This window comes from Pantoea anthophila, from assembly GCF_026104315.1.
Lineage (GTDB): Bacteria > Pseudomonadota > Gammaproteobacteria > Enterobacterales > Enterobacteriaceae > Pantoea > Pantoea anthophila.
On sequence record NZ_CP110473.1, the window covers coordinates 1,876,310 to 1,894,263 of the forward strand.

At 57.3% G+C, this 17,954-nt stretch carries 20 protein-coding genes; 9 read left to right on the forward strand and 11 right to left on the reverse strand.

Features of this window, described 5'->3' with window-relative positions:
• Positions 1-91 precede the first annotated feature (91 nt).
• Genes sapF through sapA form a run of 5 tightly spaced genes read right to left on the reverse strand, consistent with a single transcriptional unit; the run spans position 92 to position 5,358 of the window.
• A complete protein-coding gene (gene sapF, locus OJ965_RS11245; protein ID WP_009090008.1) occupies positions 92-895 on the reverse strand; it encodes a putrescine export ABC transporter ATP-binding protein SapF in 804 nt (267 codons plus the stop codon).
• 1 nt (position 896) lies between these two features.
• Positions 897-1,892 (reverse strand): putrescine export ABC transporter ATP-binding protein SapD, encoded by a 996-nt coding sequence (gene sapD, locus OJ965_RS11250; protein WP_154928210.1) that lies wholly within the window; start codon positions 1,890-1,892, stop codon positions 897-899.
• Entirely contained in the window at positions 1,893-2,783 is an 891-nt protein-coding gene (gene sapC / locus OJ965_RS11255; protein WP_154928209.1) for a putrescine export ABC transporter permease SapC, read from the reverse strand.
• Positions 2,770-3,735 carry a putrescine export ABC transporter permease SapB gene (gene sapB, locus OJ965_RS11260; RefSeq protein ID WP_009090012.1) on the reverse strand — a complete coding sequence of 322 codons (966 nt, stop codon included), beginning with the start codon at positions 3,733-3,735 and terminating at the stop codon, positions 2,770-2,772. The genes sapC and sapB overlap by 14 nt, the downstream gene beginning before the upstream one ends.
• A complete protein-coding gene (sapA, locus tag OJ965_RS11265) occupies positions 3,736-5,358 on the reverse strand; it encodes an ABC transporter substrate-binding protein SapA (RefSeq protein WP_009090014.1) in 1,623 nt (540 codons plus the stop codon). It lies immediately after the preceding gene.
• Positions 5,359-5,528: 170 nt separating this feature from the next.
• Here sapA and OJ965_RS11270 point away from each other — a divergent pair, with 170 nt between their 5' ends.
• Complete coding sequence (locus OJ965_RS11270; protein WP_162484736.1) at positions 5,529-5,672, forward strand: hypothetical protein; 144 nt, start codon at positions 5,529-5,531, stop codon at positions 5,670-5,672.
• A gap of 48 nt (positions 5,673-5,720) precedes the next feature.
• On the opposite strand, the gene pspF is transcribed toward OJ965_RS11270, so the two are convergent.
• Positions 5,721-6,722, reverse strand: a complete 1,002-nt coding sequence (gene pspF, locus OJ965_RS11275) for a phage shock protein operon transcriptional activator (protein ID WP_046101896.1) — start codon at positions 6,720-6,722, stop codon at positions 5,721-5,723.
• 165 nt (positions 6,723-6,887) lie between these two features.
• Between pspF and pspA the strand changes: the two genes are divergently transcribed.
• The 6 genes from pspA to OJ965_RS11305 are packed head-to-tail and all read left to right on the forward strand — an operon-like array spanning position 6,888 to position 10,901.
• Positions 6,888-7,553 (forward strand): phage shock protein PspA, encoded by a 666-nt coding sequence (pspA, locus tag OJ965_RS11280; RefSeq protein WP_150029537.1) that lies wholly within the window; start codon positions 6,888-6,890, stop codon positions 7,551-7,553.
• Positions 7,554-7,588: 35 nt separating this feature from the next.
• On the forward strand, positions 7,589-7,816 hold the full coding sequence (gene pspB, locus OJ965_RS11285; protein WP_009090021.1) for an envelope stress response membrane protein PspB: 228 nt from the start codon (positions 7,589-7,591) through the stop codon (positions 7,814-7,816).
• A complete protein-coding gene (gene pspC, locus OJ965_RS11290) occupies positions 7,813-8,163 on the forward strand; it encodes an envelope stress response membrane protein PspC (RefSeq protein WP_009090023.1) in 351 nt (116 codons plus the stop codon). Before pspB ends, pspC begins: the two co-directional genes overlap by 4 nt.
• A gap of 53 nt (positions 8,164-8,216) precedes the next feature.
• Positions 8,217-8,465: a phage shock protein PspD gene (pspD, locus tag OJ965_RS11295; protein WP_009090024.1), complete on the forward strand. Its 249-nt coding sequence runs from the start codon at positions 8,217-8,219 to the stop codon at positions 8,463-8,465.
• The gene (locus OJ965_RS11300) at positions 8,446-9,843 is read left to right on the forward strand and encodes a YcjX family GTP-binding protein (RefSeq protein ID WP_009090026.1); all 1,398 of its coding nucleotides are present in this window, start codon (positions 8,446-8,448) and stop codon (positions 9,841-9,843) included. Before pspD ends, OJ965_RS11300 begins: the two co-directional genes overlap by 20 nt.
• Positions 9,840-10,901 carry a YcjF family protein gene (locus tag OJ965_RS11305; protein WP_265139225.1) on the forward strand — a complete coding sequence of 354 codons (1,062 nt, stop codon included), beginning with the start codon at positions 9,840-9,842 and terminating at the stop codon, positions 10,899-10,901. Before OJ965_RS11300 ends, OJ965_RS11305 begins: the two co-directional genes overlap by 4 nt.
• A gap of 45 nt (positions 10,902-10,946) precedes the next feature.
• On the opposite strand, the gene OJ965_RS11310 is transcribed toward OJ965_RS11305, so the two are convergent.
• From OJ965_RS11310 to OJ965_RS11320, 3 genes are read right to left on the reverse strand one after another with little or no spacing between them, the layout of a single operon-like run.
• Positions 10,947-12,365 carry a hypothetical protein gene (locus OJ965_RS11310; protein WP_265139226.1) on the reverse strand — a complete coding sequence of 473 codons (1,419 nt, stop codon included), beginning with the start codon at positions 12,363-12,365 and terminating at the stop codon, positions 10,947-10,949.
• Between the two features lie 49 nt (positions 12,366-12,414).
• Complete coding sequence (locus OJ965_RS11315; protein ID WP_265139227.1) at positions 12,415-13,365, reverse strand: glycosyltransferase family 2 protein; 951 nt, start codon at positions 13,363-13,365, stop codon at positions 12,415-12,417.
• A complete protein-coding gene (locus OJ965_RS11320) occupies positions 13,362-13,721 on the reverse strand; it encodes a GtrA family protein (RefSeq protein ID WP_150029541.1) in 360 nt (119 codons plus the stop codon). The genes OJ965_RS11315 and OJ965_RS11320 overlap by 4 nt, the downstream gene beginning before the upstream one ends.
• Positions 13,722-13,950: 229 nt before the next feature.
• Between OJ965_RS11320 and tyrR the strand changes: the two genes are divergently transcribed.
• Positions 13,951-15,516, forward strand: a complete 1,566-nt coding sequence (tyrR, locus tag OJ965_RS11325) for a transcriptional regulator TyrR (protein ID WP_009090034.1) — start codon at positions 13,951-13,953, stop codon at positions 15,514-15,516.
• 51 nt (positions 15,517-15,567) lie between these two features.
• Here the strand turns inward: tyrR and tpx are convergent, their stop codons facing one another.
• Positions 15,568-16,071, reverse strand: a complete 504-nt coding sequence (gene tpx / locus OJ965_RS11330; protein ID WP_046101893.1) for a thiol peroxidase — start codon at positions 16,069-16,071, stop codon at positions 15,568-15,570.
• A gap of 146 nt (positions 16,072-16,217) precedes the next feature.
• Between tpx and ycjG the strand changes: the two genes are divergently transcribed.
• Positions 16,218-17,201, forward strand: coding sequence for an L-Ala-D/L-Glu epimerase (ycjG, locus tag OJ965_RS11335; protein WP_265139229.1), 984 nt, complete (start codon positions 16,218-16,220; stop codon positions 17,199-17,201).
• Here ycjG and mpaA read toward each other — a convergent pair.
• Positions 17,176-17,883, reverse strand: a complete 708-nt coding sequence (mpaA, locus tag OJ965_RS11340) for a murein tripeptide amidase MpaA (protein ID WP_058957867.1) — start codon at positions 17,881-17,883, stop codon at positions 17,176-17,178. The genes ycjG and mpaA overlap by 26 nt on opposite strands.
• Positions 17,884-17,954: the final 71 nt, after the last annotated feature.

The following is a 17,954-nucleotide window of genomic DNA, read 5'->3' on the forward strand; positions in this document are numbered from 1 at the left end:
TAAGCGACCGACGTTAATCGACGTGCGGATTCTAGCACGTCTCTCATAAATCAGGTAAACCGGCCCGCAATTTCCGCGACGGGCAGCAAAATCAGCGTTCGCGTCGCCAGGCTTCGGCACTCAGCGCTTCGCCGAAGTGGCTGCTGATCAGGCGTCGGGTCAGATCGTGCAGCGGCGAGGCCAGCACATCCGCGGTGCCGCCGCGCTCGACCACTTCGCCCTGATGCATCACCAGCACCTTGTCGCTGATATGTTTCATCATGCCCAGATGCTGCGTCACATAAATGTAGGAGATACCATGTTTTTCCTGCAGCTCCAGCATCAGATTCACCAGCTGGGAGCGCATGGTCATATCCAGCGAGGCCAGCGCTTCATCAGCCACGATCACTTTGGGCTGCAGGATCAGCGCACGGGCCAGACCCAGACGCTGCTTCTGACCGGGTGCCAGCATATGGGGATAATAGCCGGCGTGATCGCGCAGTAATCCCACCTGCCGCAGGGTTGCGATGATGCGCTTCTCGCGCGCTTCCGCATTGAGATCGGTGTTGAGCCGCAGCGGAAAATCAAGAATCTGACTGATGCGCTGACGCGGATTCAGGGAAGTGGAGGGGTCCTGAAAAATCATGCGGATGCGCTGACTGCGGTAGCCATAATCGCCAAAGGTCAGCGGATGATCGTCAATCAGAATCTCACCCTCCGTCGGCGCGACCATGCCGCTAAGCATCTTCGCCAGGGTGGATTTGCCTGACCCGTTCTCGCCGATGATGGCCAGCGTCTGCCTTTCACGCAGGGTAAAGCTCACCGATTTCACCGCCTCGACATGCTGACGGCGGAACAAACCGGTGCGATAGCGAAACGTTTTACTCAGGTTGCGCACTTCCAGCAGGGTTTCCATGTTACTGGCCCTCCATATTGAGCGGGAAATGGCAGGCATAAAGATGCGTTTTGCTGCCGGTCAGCCTCGGCGTTTCAATACATTTGCGTTGTGCGTAAGGACAACGCGGCCCCAGCCGGCAACCTATCGGCAGGCTCTCCAGCGAAGGGATCGCCCCGGAGAGGGTGTTGAGACGACTCTTGTGCGGCAGCGCACGCCCGAAATCGGGCATCGCCCGAATCAGCGCCTGGGTATAGGGGTGGTGCGGTGTGCTCATCAGATCGTCGCTCTGCGCGGTTTCTACCGTCTGGCCGCAGTACATCACGTTAATCCGATCCGCCCACTGGCTCATGGTGCGCAGGTCATGACTGATCAGCAGAATGGTGGTGTTATTATTCTGATTCAGGCGGCTCAGCAGGCGGAAAATCTGCGCCTGCGTGGTTGGCTCCATGGCGTTGGTCGGTTCATCCGCGATCAGCAGACGCGGCTGATTCGCCAGCGCAATGGCGATCATCACTTTCTGGCACTCGCCTTCGGTCAGCTCATAGGGGAAGCTGCGCATGATATCTTTGTGATCTTTAATACCGACGCGATGCAGCAGCTCGATGGCACGGGTTTTGCGCCAGAACCAGAAACGTTTCAGCCACGACCCTTTATACGTCCAGCGCGGGATCACCTGCATCAGCTGACGACCGATACTTTCAGAGGGATCGAGACAGGATTGCGGCTCCTGAAAAATCATCGAGACGTTATGCCCGATAATACGGCGGCGCTCGCGCGGCGTCAGGCGCAGCAGATCCACGTCATCAAACACCATACGGTCTGCGGTCACACGCCAGTTGTCATTGGTTACGCCGCAGATGGCCTTTGCCACCAGACTTTTGCCTGAGCCGGACTCTCCGACCAGACCGCGGATTTCCCCTTCGCCCAGCGTCAGGTTTACGCGGTCTACCGCTTTGACCGGTCCGTCAGCGGTCATAAATTCGATGGTGAGATTACGGATATCGAGTAACGGCATCTATTCCACTCCCGCTTCGACGGCGCGACGGATGCCGTCACCGAGCAGGTTAACAATTAATACGCTGACCATCAGCGCCACGCCCGGCAGCATCACGGTCCAGGGGGCCACGTAGATCAGCTCCAGCGAGTCGCCCAGCATCGCGCCCCACTCGGGTGAGGGCAGCTGCGCGCCCAGGTCAAGAAAGCCGAGTGCGGCAATGTCCAGAATCGCCATCGACAGCGCCCGGGTGATCTCCGTGATCAGCAGCGGCAGAATGTTCGGCATAATGGCGTAGCGCAGGATGTTGCGGCCGCTGGCCCCGTCCAGACGCGCGGCGACCACATACTCTTTTTCCAGCTCATCATGCACCGCGCTGTATATCTCACGCACCAGGCGAGGCATCAGCGCCAGCCAGACCGCCAGCAGCGCATGCTCCAGTCGCGGCCCGAGAAAAGCCACGACAATGATCGCCAGCAGCAGCGAAGGAATAGAGAGCAGCGTATCCAGTACGTGGTTCATTACCGCCGAGCGGATGCCGTGAGTCATGCCGGCCAGCACGCCCAGTATCAGGGCGCCCAGCGTGGCGAACAGCGTGACCAGCATGGCTGACCCTACCGTCGGGCCTGCACCGCTCAGCAGGCGGCTCAGCACATCCCGCCCAAGATCGTCGGTGCCGAGGAAAAAGGAGACGTCGCCATAGCGTGACCACGACGGCGGCAGCAGCTGATACCCCAGGAACTGCTGATCGATGCCGTAAGGCGCGATCAGCCCGCCGAACAGGCAGAGCAGCAGCAGGGTGCCAAAGCCATACAGCCCGACCATCGAAATCGGATTGCCGTAGAAATGGTGCCAGCTCTGACGAAACGCGCTGGGCAGGCGTTTCTCGGCATAGATATTATCTAAGGGCATACCATTCCTTATGTTTCAGCGGATTCATTGCCGCGCCAATCACATCAGAGATGACGTTGACCAGGATCACCAGCCCGCCAATCACCATCACCCCGGCGGAGATAGCCGCATAATCCTGCTGACGAATCGCATTAATCAGCCAGCGGCCCAGTCCGGGCCAGTTGAACACCATCTCGGTAATCATCGCCAGCGTCAGCATGGTGGAAAACTGCAGCCCCAGACGCGGGATGACCGGCGGCAGGGCGTTATGCAGCACGTGCCGGCGGATCACCGTAAAGCGCGACAGCCCCCGGGTAGCGGCTGCTTTAATATAATTTTTATCCATCACGTCGCTGGTGCTGTTGCGCAGCAGGCGGATCACCTCTGTGGTGGGGGCCATCGCCAGCACCAGCACCGGCAGAATCAGGTGGGTCAGCGCGCTGATGATCATCTCGTGACGCCAGGGCGAAGGACTCAGCCAGGCATCGATCAGCGCAAAGCCCGTGATATTCTGCACCGGGTAGAGCAGATCGTGGCGACCCGACACCGGCAGCCAGCCGAGCGTCAGCGAGAAGAAAAGCGTGAACAGCAGCGCCAGCCAGAAAATCGGCGCGGAGAAGCCGAACAGCGCCAGCGCACTGATGGTTTTATCCTGCCATTTATTGCGCATCACGCCGGCGCATATCCCCAGCGGGATCCCCACCAGCAGCGCGAACAGAAACGCCAGGATGCAGAGCTCCATCGTCGCCGGGAACACCTCGCGCAGCTGCAGGCCAATCTCCTGACCGTTGGTGCTGGAGACGCCAAAGTCGAACTGCAGCATTCCTTTAAACCAGAACCACCAGGCGTCCGAAAGCGCAGCGCCTTCCAGCGGGGCGTTGGGGGTAAAGTAGCTCAGGCTGAAGCTGACCAGCGACAGCAGAAATAGGGTAATGACCAGCAGCAGCAGACGCCGCAGAAGATAGATAATCACTTACTTTTCCTTATCGCTTTCACGATAAACCCCGGCAAACGAGGCGTTGCCAAACGGACTCAGCACCAGCCCTTTAATATCATGGCGGAATGCCTGCAGACGCAGCGAGGAGGCCAGCGGCAGCACCGGCAGCTCCTGCGCCAGAATCTGCTGCGCTTTGTCATAGCTGTCGATGCGGCCAGAGAGCTGCTGCGACAGCAGGGCATTCTGTAGCGTTTCATCAAAGGCGGGTGAGCACCAGTGCGCGTAATTGGTCTGGGAGCGAATTGCCGCGCAGCTGAGCAGCGGACGGAAAAAGCTGTCCGGGTCATTACTGTCAGTGGCCCAGCCAGAGAGGGTCAGATCGTGATTCATCGCCATCAGCTGCGCCTCCTGGAAACGCCCCTCCACCGGCACAATCGTCAACCGGACACCCACCTGGGCCAGATCCGCCTGCAACAGTTCAGCCGTTTTCAGCGGGCTGGGATTCCAGGATTGCGACGCTGCGGGCACCACCAGCCGCAGATGCAGATCGCTGATGCCCAGCGCGGCCAGCGCTTCGCGTGACTTCGCCGGGTCATAGCCAGTAATGCGCGCATCATTGTCATACGCCCAGGAGGCGCGCGGCAATATCGACGCGGCCGTTTCGGCCGTTCCGTAATAGATGGACTCCATCAGGCGTTCGTTATTGATCGCCAGCGCCAGCGCATGCCGCACCTCAGGCCGGTCCAGCGGCGGCTTGCGGGTATTGAAGGCCAGATAGGCGATGTTCATGCCAGGGCGCAGCGTCATCCGCAGACGCGGGTCATCGCGCAGGATACTGAGCTGACTGGCGGCCGGGTAGGCCAGCACGTCACACTCACCGGTTAACAGTTTAGAGAGTCGTCCGGTGCCGCCAGAACCGAGATCGATGACCGCCTGTTGCAGACGCGGCACGCCTTTCCAGTAATGCGGATTGCGCGCCAGACGAATGTACTGGCCGGTGCGATATTCGCTGAGCTGATAAGGGCCGGTGCCCACCGGCTGCCGGTCCAGCTCCTCCTGATGCCCCTGCGCCGTCAGCTGGTCAGCATACTCTTTCGAGAGGATCGGCGCATAGTGCGTGGCCATGTGCCACAGGAAAGACGCGTCCGGGCTGTTGAGCCGGAACTCGACCGTCCGGTTATCGATCTTCTTCACGCTCTGAACAGAATCGGCGAACTGCAGGCTGTCAAAGTAGGGGTAGTTGCCGCCATTCACGTTATGCCACGGGTGATGGCGATCAAACATGCGGGCGAAGCTGAAGACCACATCGTCAGCATTGAGAGTGCGGGTGGGGCGGAACTGATTCGTCTGCTGGAAGGCGACACCACTCCGCAGGTGAAAGCGGTAGGTCGCGCCGTTATCGCGCACTTCCCAGCTGGAGGCCAGATCGGGTTTCAGCCGGTAGGTATACGGGTCGACATCCAGCAGACGGTCATAAAGCTGAGCCGCCAGGGTATCCACCGTCAGCCCGCTGCTGGCCATCTGCGGATTAAAGGTGTTCAGCGTGCCGCTGACGCAGTAGACAAAGCCGGACTGGCGGATATCACCCGCCGGTGCTGACCATGCAGGGGCACTCAACACGCTGAGGCTGAGCAACAGCGAACTTAGTAGTTTTGACATAGAACTCAACGATTTTGAGGCATTGAACAGAGTGTATCGCAAAGCGGGCGTTGTCCCAAAACCTGCAACCGCCGTCAGCCTGATTTTCATCCTCTGCGGGGCAAAAGGGCGCACAGAAGGTGGGGTAATGAGAAATATTCTCAATTACACCTTTACAGATGATAATAAGAATGATTATTATTCATATGCACTTCGACGGTGGCTCTGCCGAAGAGGAGCACGACATTGCTCACATTGCTTCCAGTATTGTTGCCCGCCTGATGGCGGGCTTTTTTTTGCCTGACGCAGCCCGGGTGGGAAAGAAAGCAGGATAGTGAACCCGGCTTTACCCCGGTGCAACAACCCGCCGTGCAGCAGGCGGATCAGTTCTCGGCTTTGATATCGTGCTTTTTCATCATTGCGCGCAACTGGTGGTAGGTGACGCCGAGCAGACCGGCAGCGCGGCGCTGGTTGTAGCGTGCCTGTTGCAGACTCGCCTCCACCAGATCCCGCTCCTGCTGGTTTTGCCACTGTCGCAGATCCAGCGGCAGTCCGGGCAGCGCAGCGCTATCCGCAGCCGGATTTAACGGCATTCTGGCGACCGGTTGCTGGCGCGAAGCAAAGGGATTAATAATGATGTTATCCAGCGGCTGCTCGCTACTGTTATGCCGGTAGACCGAGCGCTCCACCACATTTTTCAGTTCACGCACGTTACCGGGCCAGTGGTAATCGAGCAGCGTCTGCTGCGCGCGGGCCGTGAAGCCAGGAAAGAGTAACAGCCCCAGCTCCCGGCACATCTGGATGGCGAAATGTCCGGCCATCACCAGAATATCGCTGCGGCGTTCGCGCAGTGGCGGCAACTGCACCACATCGAAAGCCAGACGATCCAGCAGATCGGCGCGGAATTTGCCCGCTGCCGCCAGTGCAGGGAGATCTTCGTTGGTGGCGCAGACCAGACGTACATTGACCTGCAGGGAGTGGTTGCCGCCGACCCGCTCCAGCTGACCATACTCAATTACCCGCAGCAGTTTCTCCTGCACCAGCATGGGTGCGGTTGCCAGCTCATCCAGAAACAGTGTACCGCCATCGGCCCGTTCAAAACGCCCAAGATGACGCTTCTGCGCGCCGGTAAACGCGCCCGCCTCATGCCCGAACAGTTCCGAATCCAGCAGATTCTCGTTAAGGGCGGCGCAGTTCAGCGAGATGAACGGCCCCTGCCAGCGGTCGGAAAGATAGTGTAACCGGCTGGCGATCAGCTCTTTACCGGTTCCGCGCTCGCCAATCACCAGAACGGGTTTCTCCAGCGGGGCGAGTTTAGAAACCTGCTCCAGCACCTCCAGAAAATTGTTCGACTCACCGAGAAGATTATCATTAGTTCCGGTCATGATGAATTTCGCTACCCGTTAATCATTTTGACTATCTTAAAGCAGCCGGGAGAGGGTGTAAAATTTAAAAGATGATTAAAATCAATTAGATGTAAAATTGGCACGCATCTTGTATTAATCAGGCAGGGCAACATTGTTTAAGACTTTTAAAAGAGGAACATCATTATGGGTATTTTTTCTCGTTTCGCCGACATCGTGAATGCCAATATCAATTCGCTGCTGGAGCGTGCGGAAGATCCACAGAAACTGGTGCGGCTGATGATTCAGGAAATGGAAGACACCTTAGTCGAAGTGCGTTCTACCTCTGCGCGGGCGCTGGCAGAGAAGAAACAGCTGTCCCGTCGCATTGAGCAGGTGGAGATTCAGCAGGCGGAGTGGCAGGAAAAAGCCGAGCTGGCGCTGCGCAAAGATAAAGACGACCTGGCCCGCGCTGCGCTGATTGAAAAACAGAAGCTGACAGATCTTATCGCCTCGCTGAAGCAGGAAGTCACTCATGTTGAAGAGACGCTGGAACGCATGAAGGGCGAAATTGGCGAGCTGGAGAAAAAGCTGAGCGAAACGCGCGCCCGTCAGCAGGCCTTAACGCTGCGTCATCAGGCGGCGTCGTCTTCACGCGATGTGCGTCGTCAGCTGGACAGCGGTAAAATTGATGAAGCGATGGCGCGTTTTGAATCCTTTGAACGCCGTATTGATCACATGGAAGCGGAAGCGGAAAGTCACGGCTTTGGTAAAACCAAAACCCTGGACCAGCAGTTTACCGATCTGAAAGCGGACGATGAGATCAGCCAGCAGCTTAATGCGCTGAAAGCCAAAATGAACCGCAGTGAGTAACCTTCGACGTTGCAAAAAGTGATTAAGGAGAGTCAATGAGCGCACTTTTTCTCGCCATACCGCTGACGATTTTCGTGCTGTTCGTGGCACCCATCTGGTTATGGCTGCATTACAGCAACAAACGCAACGGCGGTTCGGAACTGTCGCAAAGCGAACTTCAGCGCCTGCAGCGTGTGACCCAGGATGCGCAACGAATGCGCGAACGGATTGACGCGCTGGAAGCGATTCTGGACGCAGAGCATCCTAACTGGAGGCAGCCATGATGAAAGGCCGTAAGTTATGGCGTAAGCCAGACGAAGGAAAGCTGATGGGGGTCTGTGCAGGGCTGGCCGAGTATCTCGACATCCCGGTTCGCCTGCTGCGGATCATCGTGGTGTTATCCCTGTTCTTTGGTCTGTTTGTTTTTACGATTATCGCCTACTTTGTGCTGGGGTTTGTGCTGGATGAGAAGCCCGCCTCGGCCGCAGAAGGGGAACGCCCGCCCAGCGCCAGCGAACTGCTGGACCAGCTGGAAAGCGCACTGCAGCGTGATGAACGCAGCGTGCGCGACGTGGAACGCTACGTAACGTCTGAAACGTTCAGCGTACGCAGTCGCTTCCGCCAGATCTGAAACCGCCTGTACCGGGCCGCTTCAGGCCCGTTCGTTCACGCAATGGAGGTGTTATGTCTTTTTCGCGATCCACAATGTTCCGTCACCGCGCGGCACCTGCATTGAAGTCGGCGGCCAGATTCATCATTATCAATGCTGTTACCTATGGTCCGGCCGGTGTGACGGGCTGGGCGGTGAAATCGGTAGCGCGACGCCCGTTACGTCTGCTGCTGGCCGTGGCGCTGGAGCCACTGCTGAAGCGGGTGATGAATCGGGTTGCGTCGCGCTTCATCAGGGAGAAAGATGAAAAGACTGCAAACTGAACTACTGGCGTTAATGAACCGCGGCGTCGATCGCCATCTTCGTCTGGCGGTCACCGGATTAAGCCGCAGCGGTAAAACCGCCTTTATCACTTCTCTGGTCAACCAGCTGTTAACCGTTCACAGCGGCGCTCGTTTGCCGCTGTTTTCCGTTGTGCGGGATGAGCGTCTGTTAGGTGTCAAGCGGGTGCCGCAGCGCGACATGGGCACCGCACGCTTTACCTACGACGAAGGGCTGGCACAGCTCTACGGCACGCCTCCCGCCTGGCCTGTGCCCACCCGTGGCGTCAGCGAAATGCGTCTGGCGCTGCGTTACCGTCCCAGCGATTCCCTGCTGCGCCACCTGAAAGAGACCGCGACCCTCTATCTGGAAATTGTTGATTATCCCGGTGAGTGGCTGCTGGATCTGCCGATGCTGGCACAGGACTACCTCGCCTGGTCCCGGCAGATGAACGGACTGTTGCAGGGCGACCGCGCGGAGTGGGCAGCGCCGTGGCGCGCCCTCTGCGAGAACCTGGACCCGCTGGCACCCGCCGATGAAACCCGGCTGGCAGAAATCGCCGCCGCCTGGACCGACTATCTGCACCGCTGTAAAGCCGAAGGCTTACACTTTATTCAGCCTGGCCGCTTTGTCCTGCCCGGTGATATGGCGGGCGCGCCTGCGCTGCAGTTCTTCCCCTGGCCGACCACCGATGAGGCCCGGCTGACGAAGCTGGCGCAGGCGGACAAGGGCAGTAACTTTGGCATGTTGCAGCAGCGGTTTAACTACTACTGTCAGCATGTCGTGAAAGGCTTCTATAAGAACCATTTTCTGCGTTTCGACCGCCAGATTGTTCTGGTTGACTGCCTGCAACCGCTGAACAGCGGGCCGCAGGCGTTTAACGACATGCGTCTGGCCCTGACACAGCTGATGCAGAGTTTTCATTACGGCCAGCGCACGCTGTTTCGCCGGCTCTTCTCGCCGGTAATTGATAAATTGCTGTTTGCTGCCACCAAGGCCGATCACATCACCAGCGATCAGCATGGCAATATGGTTTCGCTGTTGCAGCAGCTGGTGCAGGATGCCTGGCAGAACGCGGCGTTTGAAGGGATCACGATGGAATGCATCGGACTGGCTTCGGTTCAGGCGACGCAGAGCGGGCTGGTCGATCACCGTGGCGAAAAGATCCCGGCACTGCGCGGCAACCGGCTGGATAATGGCGAGCCGCTGACCGTCTATCCTGGCGACGTTCCGCCGCGTCTGCCCGGCAATGCCTTCTGGCAGCAGCAGGGTTTTCAGTTTGAACAATTCCGCCCGCAGCAGCTCGACGTCGATCGTCCGCTGCCTCATATCCGCATGGATGCCGCGCTGGAATTTTTGTTGGGAGATAAATTGCGATGAGTGATCCGCTGAAGCCGCGTATCGATTTTGCCCGTCCGCTGGAGGAGAGCCGCACCACGCCACTGCGCCCGGCACACGCCTTTGATGCAGAGGCCGATGCCGCCTTTCTGGCAGTACAGGATGAAGATGTCGCCGTTGAAGAGGAGGGCGCAGGCGAACGGGCAGTGGAGGCCGCGCTGAAACCGAAGCGCAGCCTTTGGCGTAAACTGGTTACTGCAGGCGCACTGCTGTTTGGCGTCAGCGTCATTGCCCAGGGCGTGCAGTGGACCCATGACGCCTGGCTGGCCCGCGACTGGTTCTCACTGGGCAGCGGCGTGGCCGGTGGCCTGATCGTCCTGGCGGGGGTGGGTGCCCTGACCACGGAGTGGCGTCGTCTCTATCAGCTGCGTCAGCGCGCTGAAGAGCGCGACGTCGGCCGTGAACTGCTGCACAGTCATGGCATCGGCAAAGGCCGGGCCTTCTGTGAAAAGCTGGCGCAGCAGGCGGAACTGGACCAGGCGCATCCGGCTTTGCAGCGCTGGCACGCGTCCCTGCATGAAACCCAAAACGACAGTGAGATTGTCCGTCTGTATGCGCAGCTGGTGCAGCCTGTGCTGGATCGCCAGGCGCGGCGTGAAATCAGTCGCCATGCAGCCGAGTCCACCCTGATGATTGCGGTCAGCCCGCTGGCGCTGGTCGATATGGCGTTTATCGCCTGGCGTAATCTGCGGCTGGTCAACCGCATCGCCGCCATCTACGGCATCGAGCTGGGCTATTTCAGCCGTATCCGCCTGTTCCGTCTGGTGCTGCTTAACATGGCTTTTGCCGGGGCGTCAGAGCTGGTGCGGGAAGTGGGGATGGACTGGATGTCGCAGGATATCGCCGCCCGGCTCTCAACGCGGGCCGCACAGGGCATTGGTGCCGGTTTACTGACTGCACGTCTGGGTGTTAAAGCAATGGAGCTTTGTCGTCCGCTGCCCTGGCTGGATCAGGATAAGCCCCGGCTGGGCGATTTCCGGCGTGAGCTGCTGGGACAGATGAAAGAGGCGTTGCAGAAGGGTGGCAATAAATCTGCCTGAGGCACATCTGAAAGCATGAAGGCGGCCTGGCCGCCTTCATGCCGATCACGGTGTCTGACGCAGAACCTGACGAGAGTCGATAATCAGACAGTTACCCGGGCAAGGCCCTTCATCCGTAATAACCGGATTTTCGGGTAGGGTATAGGCCATGCCGTTTTTCTCGCGGATAAAATGGGCCATCCCGGCAAAGGTCCATGACATGCTCAGGCCCAGTCCGCCAAAATCATCATATTTCCGCAGCGTAGCGACTTTCGGTAAATACTCCCCGGTCAGGCGATAGTAGAGCGCCCCGTTGAACGCTTTTGGCACCTGCTGCGTGATCGCCCGTTCGAGCAGGGCAAACTCCTTGCGGGCAGGTGCGGAATAACCGTTGATAAGATGACTGATCGACAGTGAGGCCGCCGCGATCACCAGCAGGGCATAGAATGTCTTTTTCCACTTCAGCTTTTTACTGAGTTCAAACAGACCCAGAATAAAGACGCTGGTAGTCATCAGCGCACCGGCAATAAGCGTCCGGTAGGCCGCCATGCTCTCACTGACAATCAGGTTAGGCAGAGCGGCGATAACCAGTAAGATAAACATCAGATAAAATTTGTCGTTACCGGCTGCCTTAATTTTCTTCAGCCCAAAACCGATAATGATCGACGAGATGATGACTGAAACCGTCTTTGCGCCGAGGTCAAAATTGCAGATCACGTTCTTAAGGTATTCCGTGAAAAACCAGCTGAGCTTAGCCGGGACGTCATAGCTGAAGGCGGAGCGCGGCAGTGTGTGGCCATAAAGCTGGACCGGGAGGACCTTTGATGCGAGCAGCGCCGCAAACATACCGGCACCCAGTACAATCATAGAGATTGCAGCCCGCTTCCTGTCAATTCTTCGTACTGAAAGGCAGAGATCCAGCGCGGCAAAAAAGGTAAAGCTCATTGCGGCTGGCTGATAGAGACAAAAGGCAACGGTCAGCAGGCACACCGCTGACACGCGACCTGTCACGCCGGGTTTAGTCGAGAAGTGGTAGCTGGCACCTGCCAGTAAAATGGCAGCGATGTAAGGGAAGCAGGATGCCCAGGCAATATAAACCTGAAAGGAGGGAAGCAGGCAGAGTAATAACGCAAAGGTTATCCGCTGAGCCTGGCTTTCCATCAGCTGATATTTCTGGCAAAGGGTATAGAGATAGTAGCCGGTAAAGATAAGCAGAATAATGGCGACACCGCGCAGGAGTGCCAGGCGTTCTATGCTCGCGACCAGGAATGAGGCGCTGTACTGAATAATGCCATAGACCGGTCTGCCCGACAGGGTGTCCCAGTTTAAAATACTGAGCCTGTCAAAATTGGCCCAGTAGAGATTAGTCCAGTCATCGGTATAGGCGTATTGGGTCAGCCAGGCGGGACTGTAGGCCACCAGAAAAACTAACGCAAAAAGTAAAAAAACCTGACGGCGGGTCAGGCCGTTATCGGTGGCGATCATCTGTCATCCTTTTATTCTGACCATTATCTCTGCCCGTTTACCGGACAATTTAATCGATGTTTTCGGGTGGGCTTGATTTATTTTCCACGGATTTTCGCAAAATATAGCGAGGCCGGTTTTTGGTTTCCATATAGATGCGGCCAATATATTCACCCAGTACACCAATGCCAATCAGCTGAACTCCGCCAAGAAACAGTACGGAAACCAGGATAGAGGGATAGCCAGGCACCGGATTACCGAACAGGAGTTTATCTGCGATCATCCAGAGCCCATAAAGAAAGGCCAGCGAGGCAACCAGAAAACCCAGATAAGACCAGATACGTAGCGGTACGGTTGAGAAAGAGGTCAGTCCCTCCAGCGCCAGATTCCACAATTTCCAGCCTCCGAATTTACTGTGCCCCGCGACCCGCTCAGTCCGGACATATTCAACAATGTCAGTCTGTCCGCCGACCCAGCTCAGAATGCCTTTCATAAACAGATTTTTTTCGGGTAGCCGTTTAATGTTCTCAACCACTTCCCGCGACATCAGCCGGAAATCACCCACGTTCTCTTCAATCTGCGGATAGCTGATTTTGTTATGCAGCTTGTAAAACCAGCGGGCGGTTTTGCGCTTCAGATGGCCATCAGCACTTCTGTCAATCCGTTTGGCTAAAACGATATCGGCACCCGCCTGCCATTTACGGACCATTTCGGGAATTATCGTAATAGGATCCTGTAAATCGACATCGATTGGAATTATGGCCTCGCCGGTTGCCGCTTCCAGTCCGGCAAACAGCGCCGGCTCTTTGCCAAAATTACGAATAAACGACAGGCTGCGCACCAGCGGATCGCGCTGGCTCAGTTGAGTAATCAGCGCACGCGTTGCGTCCGTGCTGCCATCATCGATAAAAATAATCTCAACCTGCCAGGCCGCAAGCGCCTCATCTTTTCTCACGGCCTGATAAAAATGGGGAATAGCCTCTTCTTCATTGAATACCGGTACCACCAAAGAGATGTTCATGACTCTCCTTTAAAGACGATAAAGCGGGAAAAAAGGAAGCCACACGCCAGACTCAGGGCGGATGAGGCGATCAGCGTTATCAGAGGGTAGAGGCCGAGCCGGTCAGCGAGATAACCCACGCTAAAGGCCATTGCCCCCATAAACAGGACGTAAAGAAGATAGCGCCAGGCTGTTGCCTGCTGATTAAAGGTCCAGCGTGCATTCACAAAGAAAGAGAAGGTGACGGCCAGACAAAACGCCAACAGATTAGCGGTTGACTGGAAAAGGCCCAGACTAAGGCAGATAAAGAAGGTGGCCCAGTGAAGCAGGGTATTGATGACACCTACCGTCAGATATTTTGCGAAGAAAGTCAGCATTTTATAGTGGTTTTTATTCGGTTTTGAAAAATATACAGCAAGTCGGATGGGATAAAAACTCCGGCGCTGACAAATCCTGACACTCTGAGACAGAATCATGGTCTCAGCGGCGCAGTACAAAATGCCATCATCCACGCCAGAAGTGTCAACTTTTCCTGACAGAGTCCTTTCTGCCGGTGCGCGACTTAGCGTATCATTGAACCATCTGAACCTGATTAAGGCGAACGCAATGCGTCTGGAAGTGTTCTGTCAGGACCGTATCGGTCTGACGCGTGAACTGCTCGACCTGCTGGTGGCACGCAATATTGATTTACGCGGTATCGAAATTACGGCGATTGGGCGCATCTATCTCAACTTTGCTGCACTGGAATTTGATGCCTTCAGCAATCTGATGGCTGAAATCCGGCGTACGCCCGGCGTGACAGATGTGCGCACTGTCACGTACATGCCTTCTGAGCGGGAACACCGTGCGCTGAGTGCGCTGCTGGTGGCGATGCCCGATCCGGTGTTCTCTGTCGATCTGAAAAGTAAGGTTGAGTTAGCTAATCCGGCGGCACAAAACCTCTTCAATCTCGATGAAGAGAAGATGCGCAATTTCAGCGCCGGTCATCTGATCACCGGCTTTAACTTTATGCGCTGGCTCGAGAGCGATCGGGTGGAAGCGCAGGCGCAGCATGTCGTTATTGAAGGCCGGGATTTTCTGATGGAAGCGCGTCCCATCTATCTGCCGGGTGAAGAGGGCCAGAGCGATCGGCCGGTCGGCGCGATGGTGATGCTGAAGTCGACCGCCCGCATGGGCCGTCAGCTGCAGAATCTGGTGGTCACCGACGATTCGGAGTTTGATCACATCATTGCCGTCACGCCGAAAATGCGGCAGGTGGTGGATCAGGCCCGCAAGCTGGCGATGCTGGATGCGCCGTTGCTGATTGTGGGCGACACCGGCACCGGGAAAGACATGCTCGCGCGCGCCTGCCATCTCCGCAGCGCCCGCGGGAAGAATCCTTTCCTGGCGCTGAACTGCGCCTCACTGCCTGACGACGTTGCGGAAAGCGAGCTGTTTGGACATGCTGCCGGCGCCTATCCTAATGCGCTTGAAGGCAAGAAGGGCTTTTTCGAACAGGCGAACGGCGGCTCGGTGCTGCTGGATGAAATCGGTGAGATGTCGCCGAGAATGCAGACCAAACTGTTGCGTTTTCTCAATGACGGCACCTTCCGCCGCGTCGGTGAAGAGCATGAAGTGCATGTGAATGTGCGGGTGATCTGCGCCACGCAAAAGAACCTGATTGAGCTGGTACAGCGCGGAGAGTTCCGCGAAGATCTCTTCTACCGTCTCAATGTCCTGACGCTGCAGTTGCCGCCTCTGCGCGACCGTCCGCAGGATATTCTGCCGCTGACCGAGATGTTTGTTGCCCGCTTTGCGGATGAGCAGGGGATGGCGCGTCCACGCCTCTCTCTGCAGCTCAACGCGTTTCTGACCCGCTATGCCTGGCCGGGCAACGTACGTCAGTTAAAGAATGCGCTTTACCGGGCGTTAACCCAGCTGGAGGGTTACGAACTGCGTCCTCAGGACATCGTACTGCCTGAGCAGGCGCTGGATGTGTCGCTGGGTGATGAGGCGCTGGAAGGCACGCTGGATCAAATCACCAGCCGTTTCGAGCGCTCAATCCTGACGCGGCTTTACCTCTCCTATCCCAGCACCCGAAAACTGGCAAAACGGCTTGGCGTGTCACACACGGCGATTGCCAACAAGCTGCGGGAATATGGTCTGGGGCAGAAGCGCAGCGACAGCGAATAGGCTATGCGCGAAAGGGAAAAAGCGGATAACCCGGTTATCCGCTTTTTTTTATTACTTCAGCGCGGCCAGCGCTGCGTCATAATCAGGTTCGTTGGTGATTTCATCCACCAGCTGGCTGTAAAGCACTTTATCATTCTCATCCAGCACCACTACCGCACGCGCGGTCAGCCCTTCCAGCGCACCATCGGCAATTTCCACGCCATAATCATACTTAAACTCTGAGCCGCGCAGCGTCGACAGGGTTACCACGTTGCTCAGGTTCTCTGCGCCACAAAAGCGCGACTGGGCAAACGGCAGGTCAGCAGAGATACATAACACCACGGTGTTATTCAGTTCGCTGGCTGCCTGATTGAATTTACGCACTGATGACGCACACACGCCGGTATCCACACTCGGGAAAATGTTCAGAATTTTGCGTTTTCCTGCATACTCAGAGAGCGCAACGTTAACCAGGTTTTTCGCCACCAGGGTGAACGCTTTGGCTTTATCGCCCGCCTGAGGGAACTGACCTGCAACCGGGACGGCATTACCCTGAAAATGAACAGTCTGAGACATAGTGATTCCTTTTGATGATAAAAAAGCGCTGATACAAAAAGGCTAAACTTAGCCGTTGTTTATGACATAAATGTTAAGGGTTTACGAGTTCAATTGTCGAAATCTCTGTGGCGGTCTGCCACTGCGTCATTCATTCTGGAGTGGAAATGAGAACGGTAAAAAGTTATCCCGAGGCCTGGCCGTTGCATACCCCGTTTGTCATTGCCCGTGGAACCCGAACCGAAGTGAAGGTGGTGGTGGTTGAGATTGAAGAGGGGGGCGTCAAGGGGGTGGGTGAGGCAACGCCTTATGCCCGCTATGGCGAAACCGAGGACTCCGTGCTGGCGCAGATCGCCTCTCTGCTGCCCGCGCTGCAGCAGGGCATGACGCGCGAGGCACTGCAGCAGGCGCTGCCCGCCGGTGCCGCGCGTAACGCTATCGACAGTGCGCTGTGGGATCTCGCCGTTCATCAGCAGAAAATCAGCCTGTGGCAGCTGAATGGCGTCACCGCGCCCCCGGAGGTGGTGACCGCCCAGACGGTGAGCATCGACACGCCGGCAGCGATGGCCAGCAGCGCGCTGGCGCTCTGGCAGCATGGTGCCACGCTACTGAAAATTAAGCTGGATGATAATTTCATTACCGAGCGGTTGATGGCGATCCGCGCAGCGGTGCCGGAAGCCACCCTGATTGTCGATGCGAACGAATCCTGGCATGCAGAGGGGCTGGCGGCGCGCTGTCAGCTGCTGGCCGATATCGACGTGGCGATGCTGGAGCAGCCGCTGCCCGCCGGTGAAGATGCGGCGCTGGAAAACTTTATTCATCCCCTGCCGATCTGTGCCGATGAGAGCTGTCACACGCGTGACAGCCTGCCGGCGCTGCGCGGCCGTTATGAGATGGTCAATATCAAACTGGATAAGGCTGGCGGGCTGACCGAAGCGCTGGCGCTGGCCGAAGCGGCGCAGCAGCAGGGCTTTGCGGTCATGCTTGGCTGCATGCTCTGCACCTCGCGGGCGATACGCGCTGCACTGCCGCTGGTGCCGCAGACTCGTTTTGCCGATCTTGATGGCCCGACCTGGCTGGCAGTAGATGCCGAACCACCGATTAACGTGCGGAACGGTCAGTTACTCATTGCTGCCAGCGCAGCAGGTTAACCATCACCTCAAGGTAGACTTCCGTCGCTTCATCCACGGAGATTACCGGCAGCTCCGCGGTCACGCAGGGCAGGCTGAGATCTTTGCACCAGCTGCCGAAGGAGCCGGGAGTGTCATATCCGACGCTGGTGACGCGGGGGAGGCCGGTGTGGTCGGCCAGCCAGCCGCCTATTTCTGACTGATGCGGGTCATCAATGCACCCCAGCGGCTCATGCCAGGAGACGATCCAGCGTGGTTTGATCTGATGAATCAGGGCGCAGAGCGCCTGGGTTTCCGGTTCTGAGGCGGGATGATTGCCGGTTGAGAGCGCCACATCGCGCGCATCGGCGGCGCTGTTCCAGCGATAAACGGTATCGCCCGACTGCCAGTTTGCGGCCGGAAAGTTACGGTTGAGATCCACACCACTGGCATTCGCGCGCAACCCCAGCTGACAGCCGTCTGGATTAACCGCTAACACCACATGATGCCGCCGCATGCCATCGGGCAGCGTCCGCAATGCGGCGGAGAGCGTGGCGATAGCCGCATTCTCATCCCCATGGGTGCCTGCCAGGATCAGCCCGCTCTCTGAATCGCCCAGCGGAGCCGGAAACCAGAGCAGCGGCGCGCCCAGGAGTGAGCGACCATACTGCTGATACGGAACGTCCAGCTTGCCACGCAGCGGGCGCGGATGAAGTGGCGACATAATGATTTCCTCGAAGGGTTTTATTAAAAGTAGCGGAAAAGCAGAAGGCGGAAAATAGTTATTTATCCATC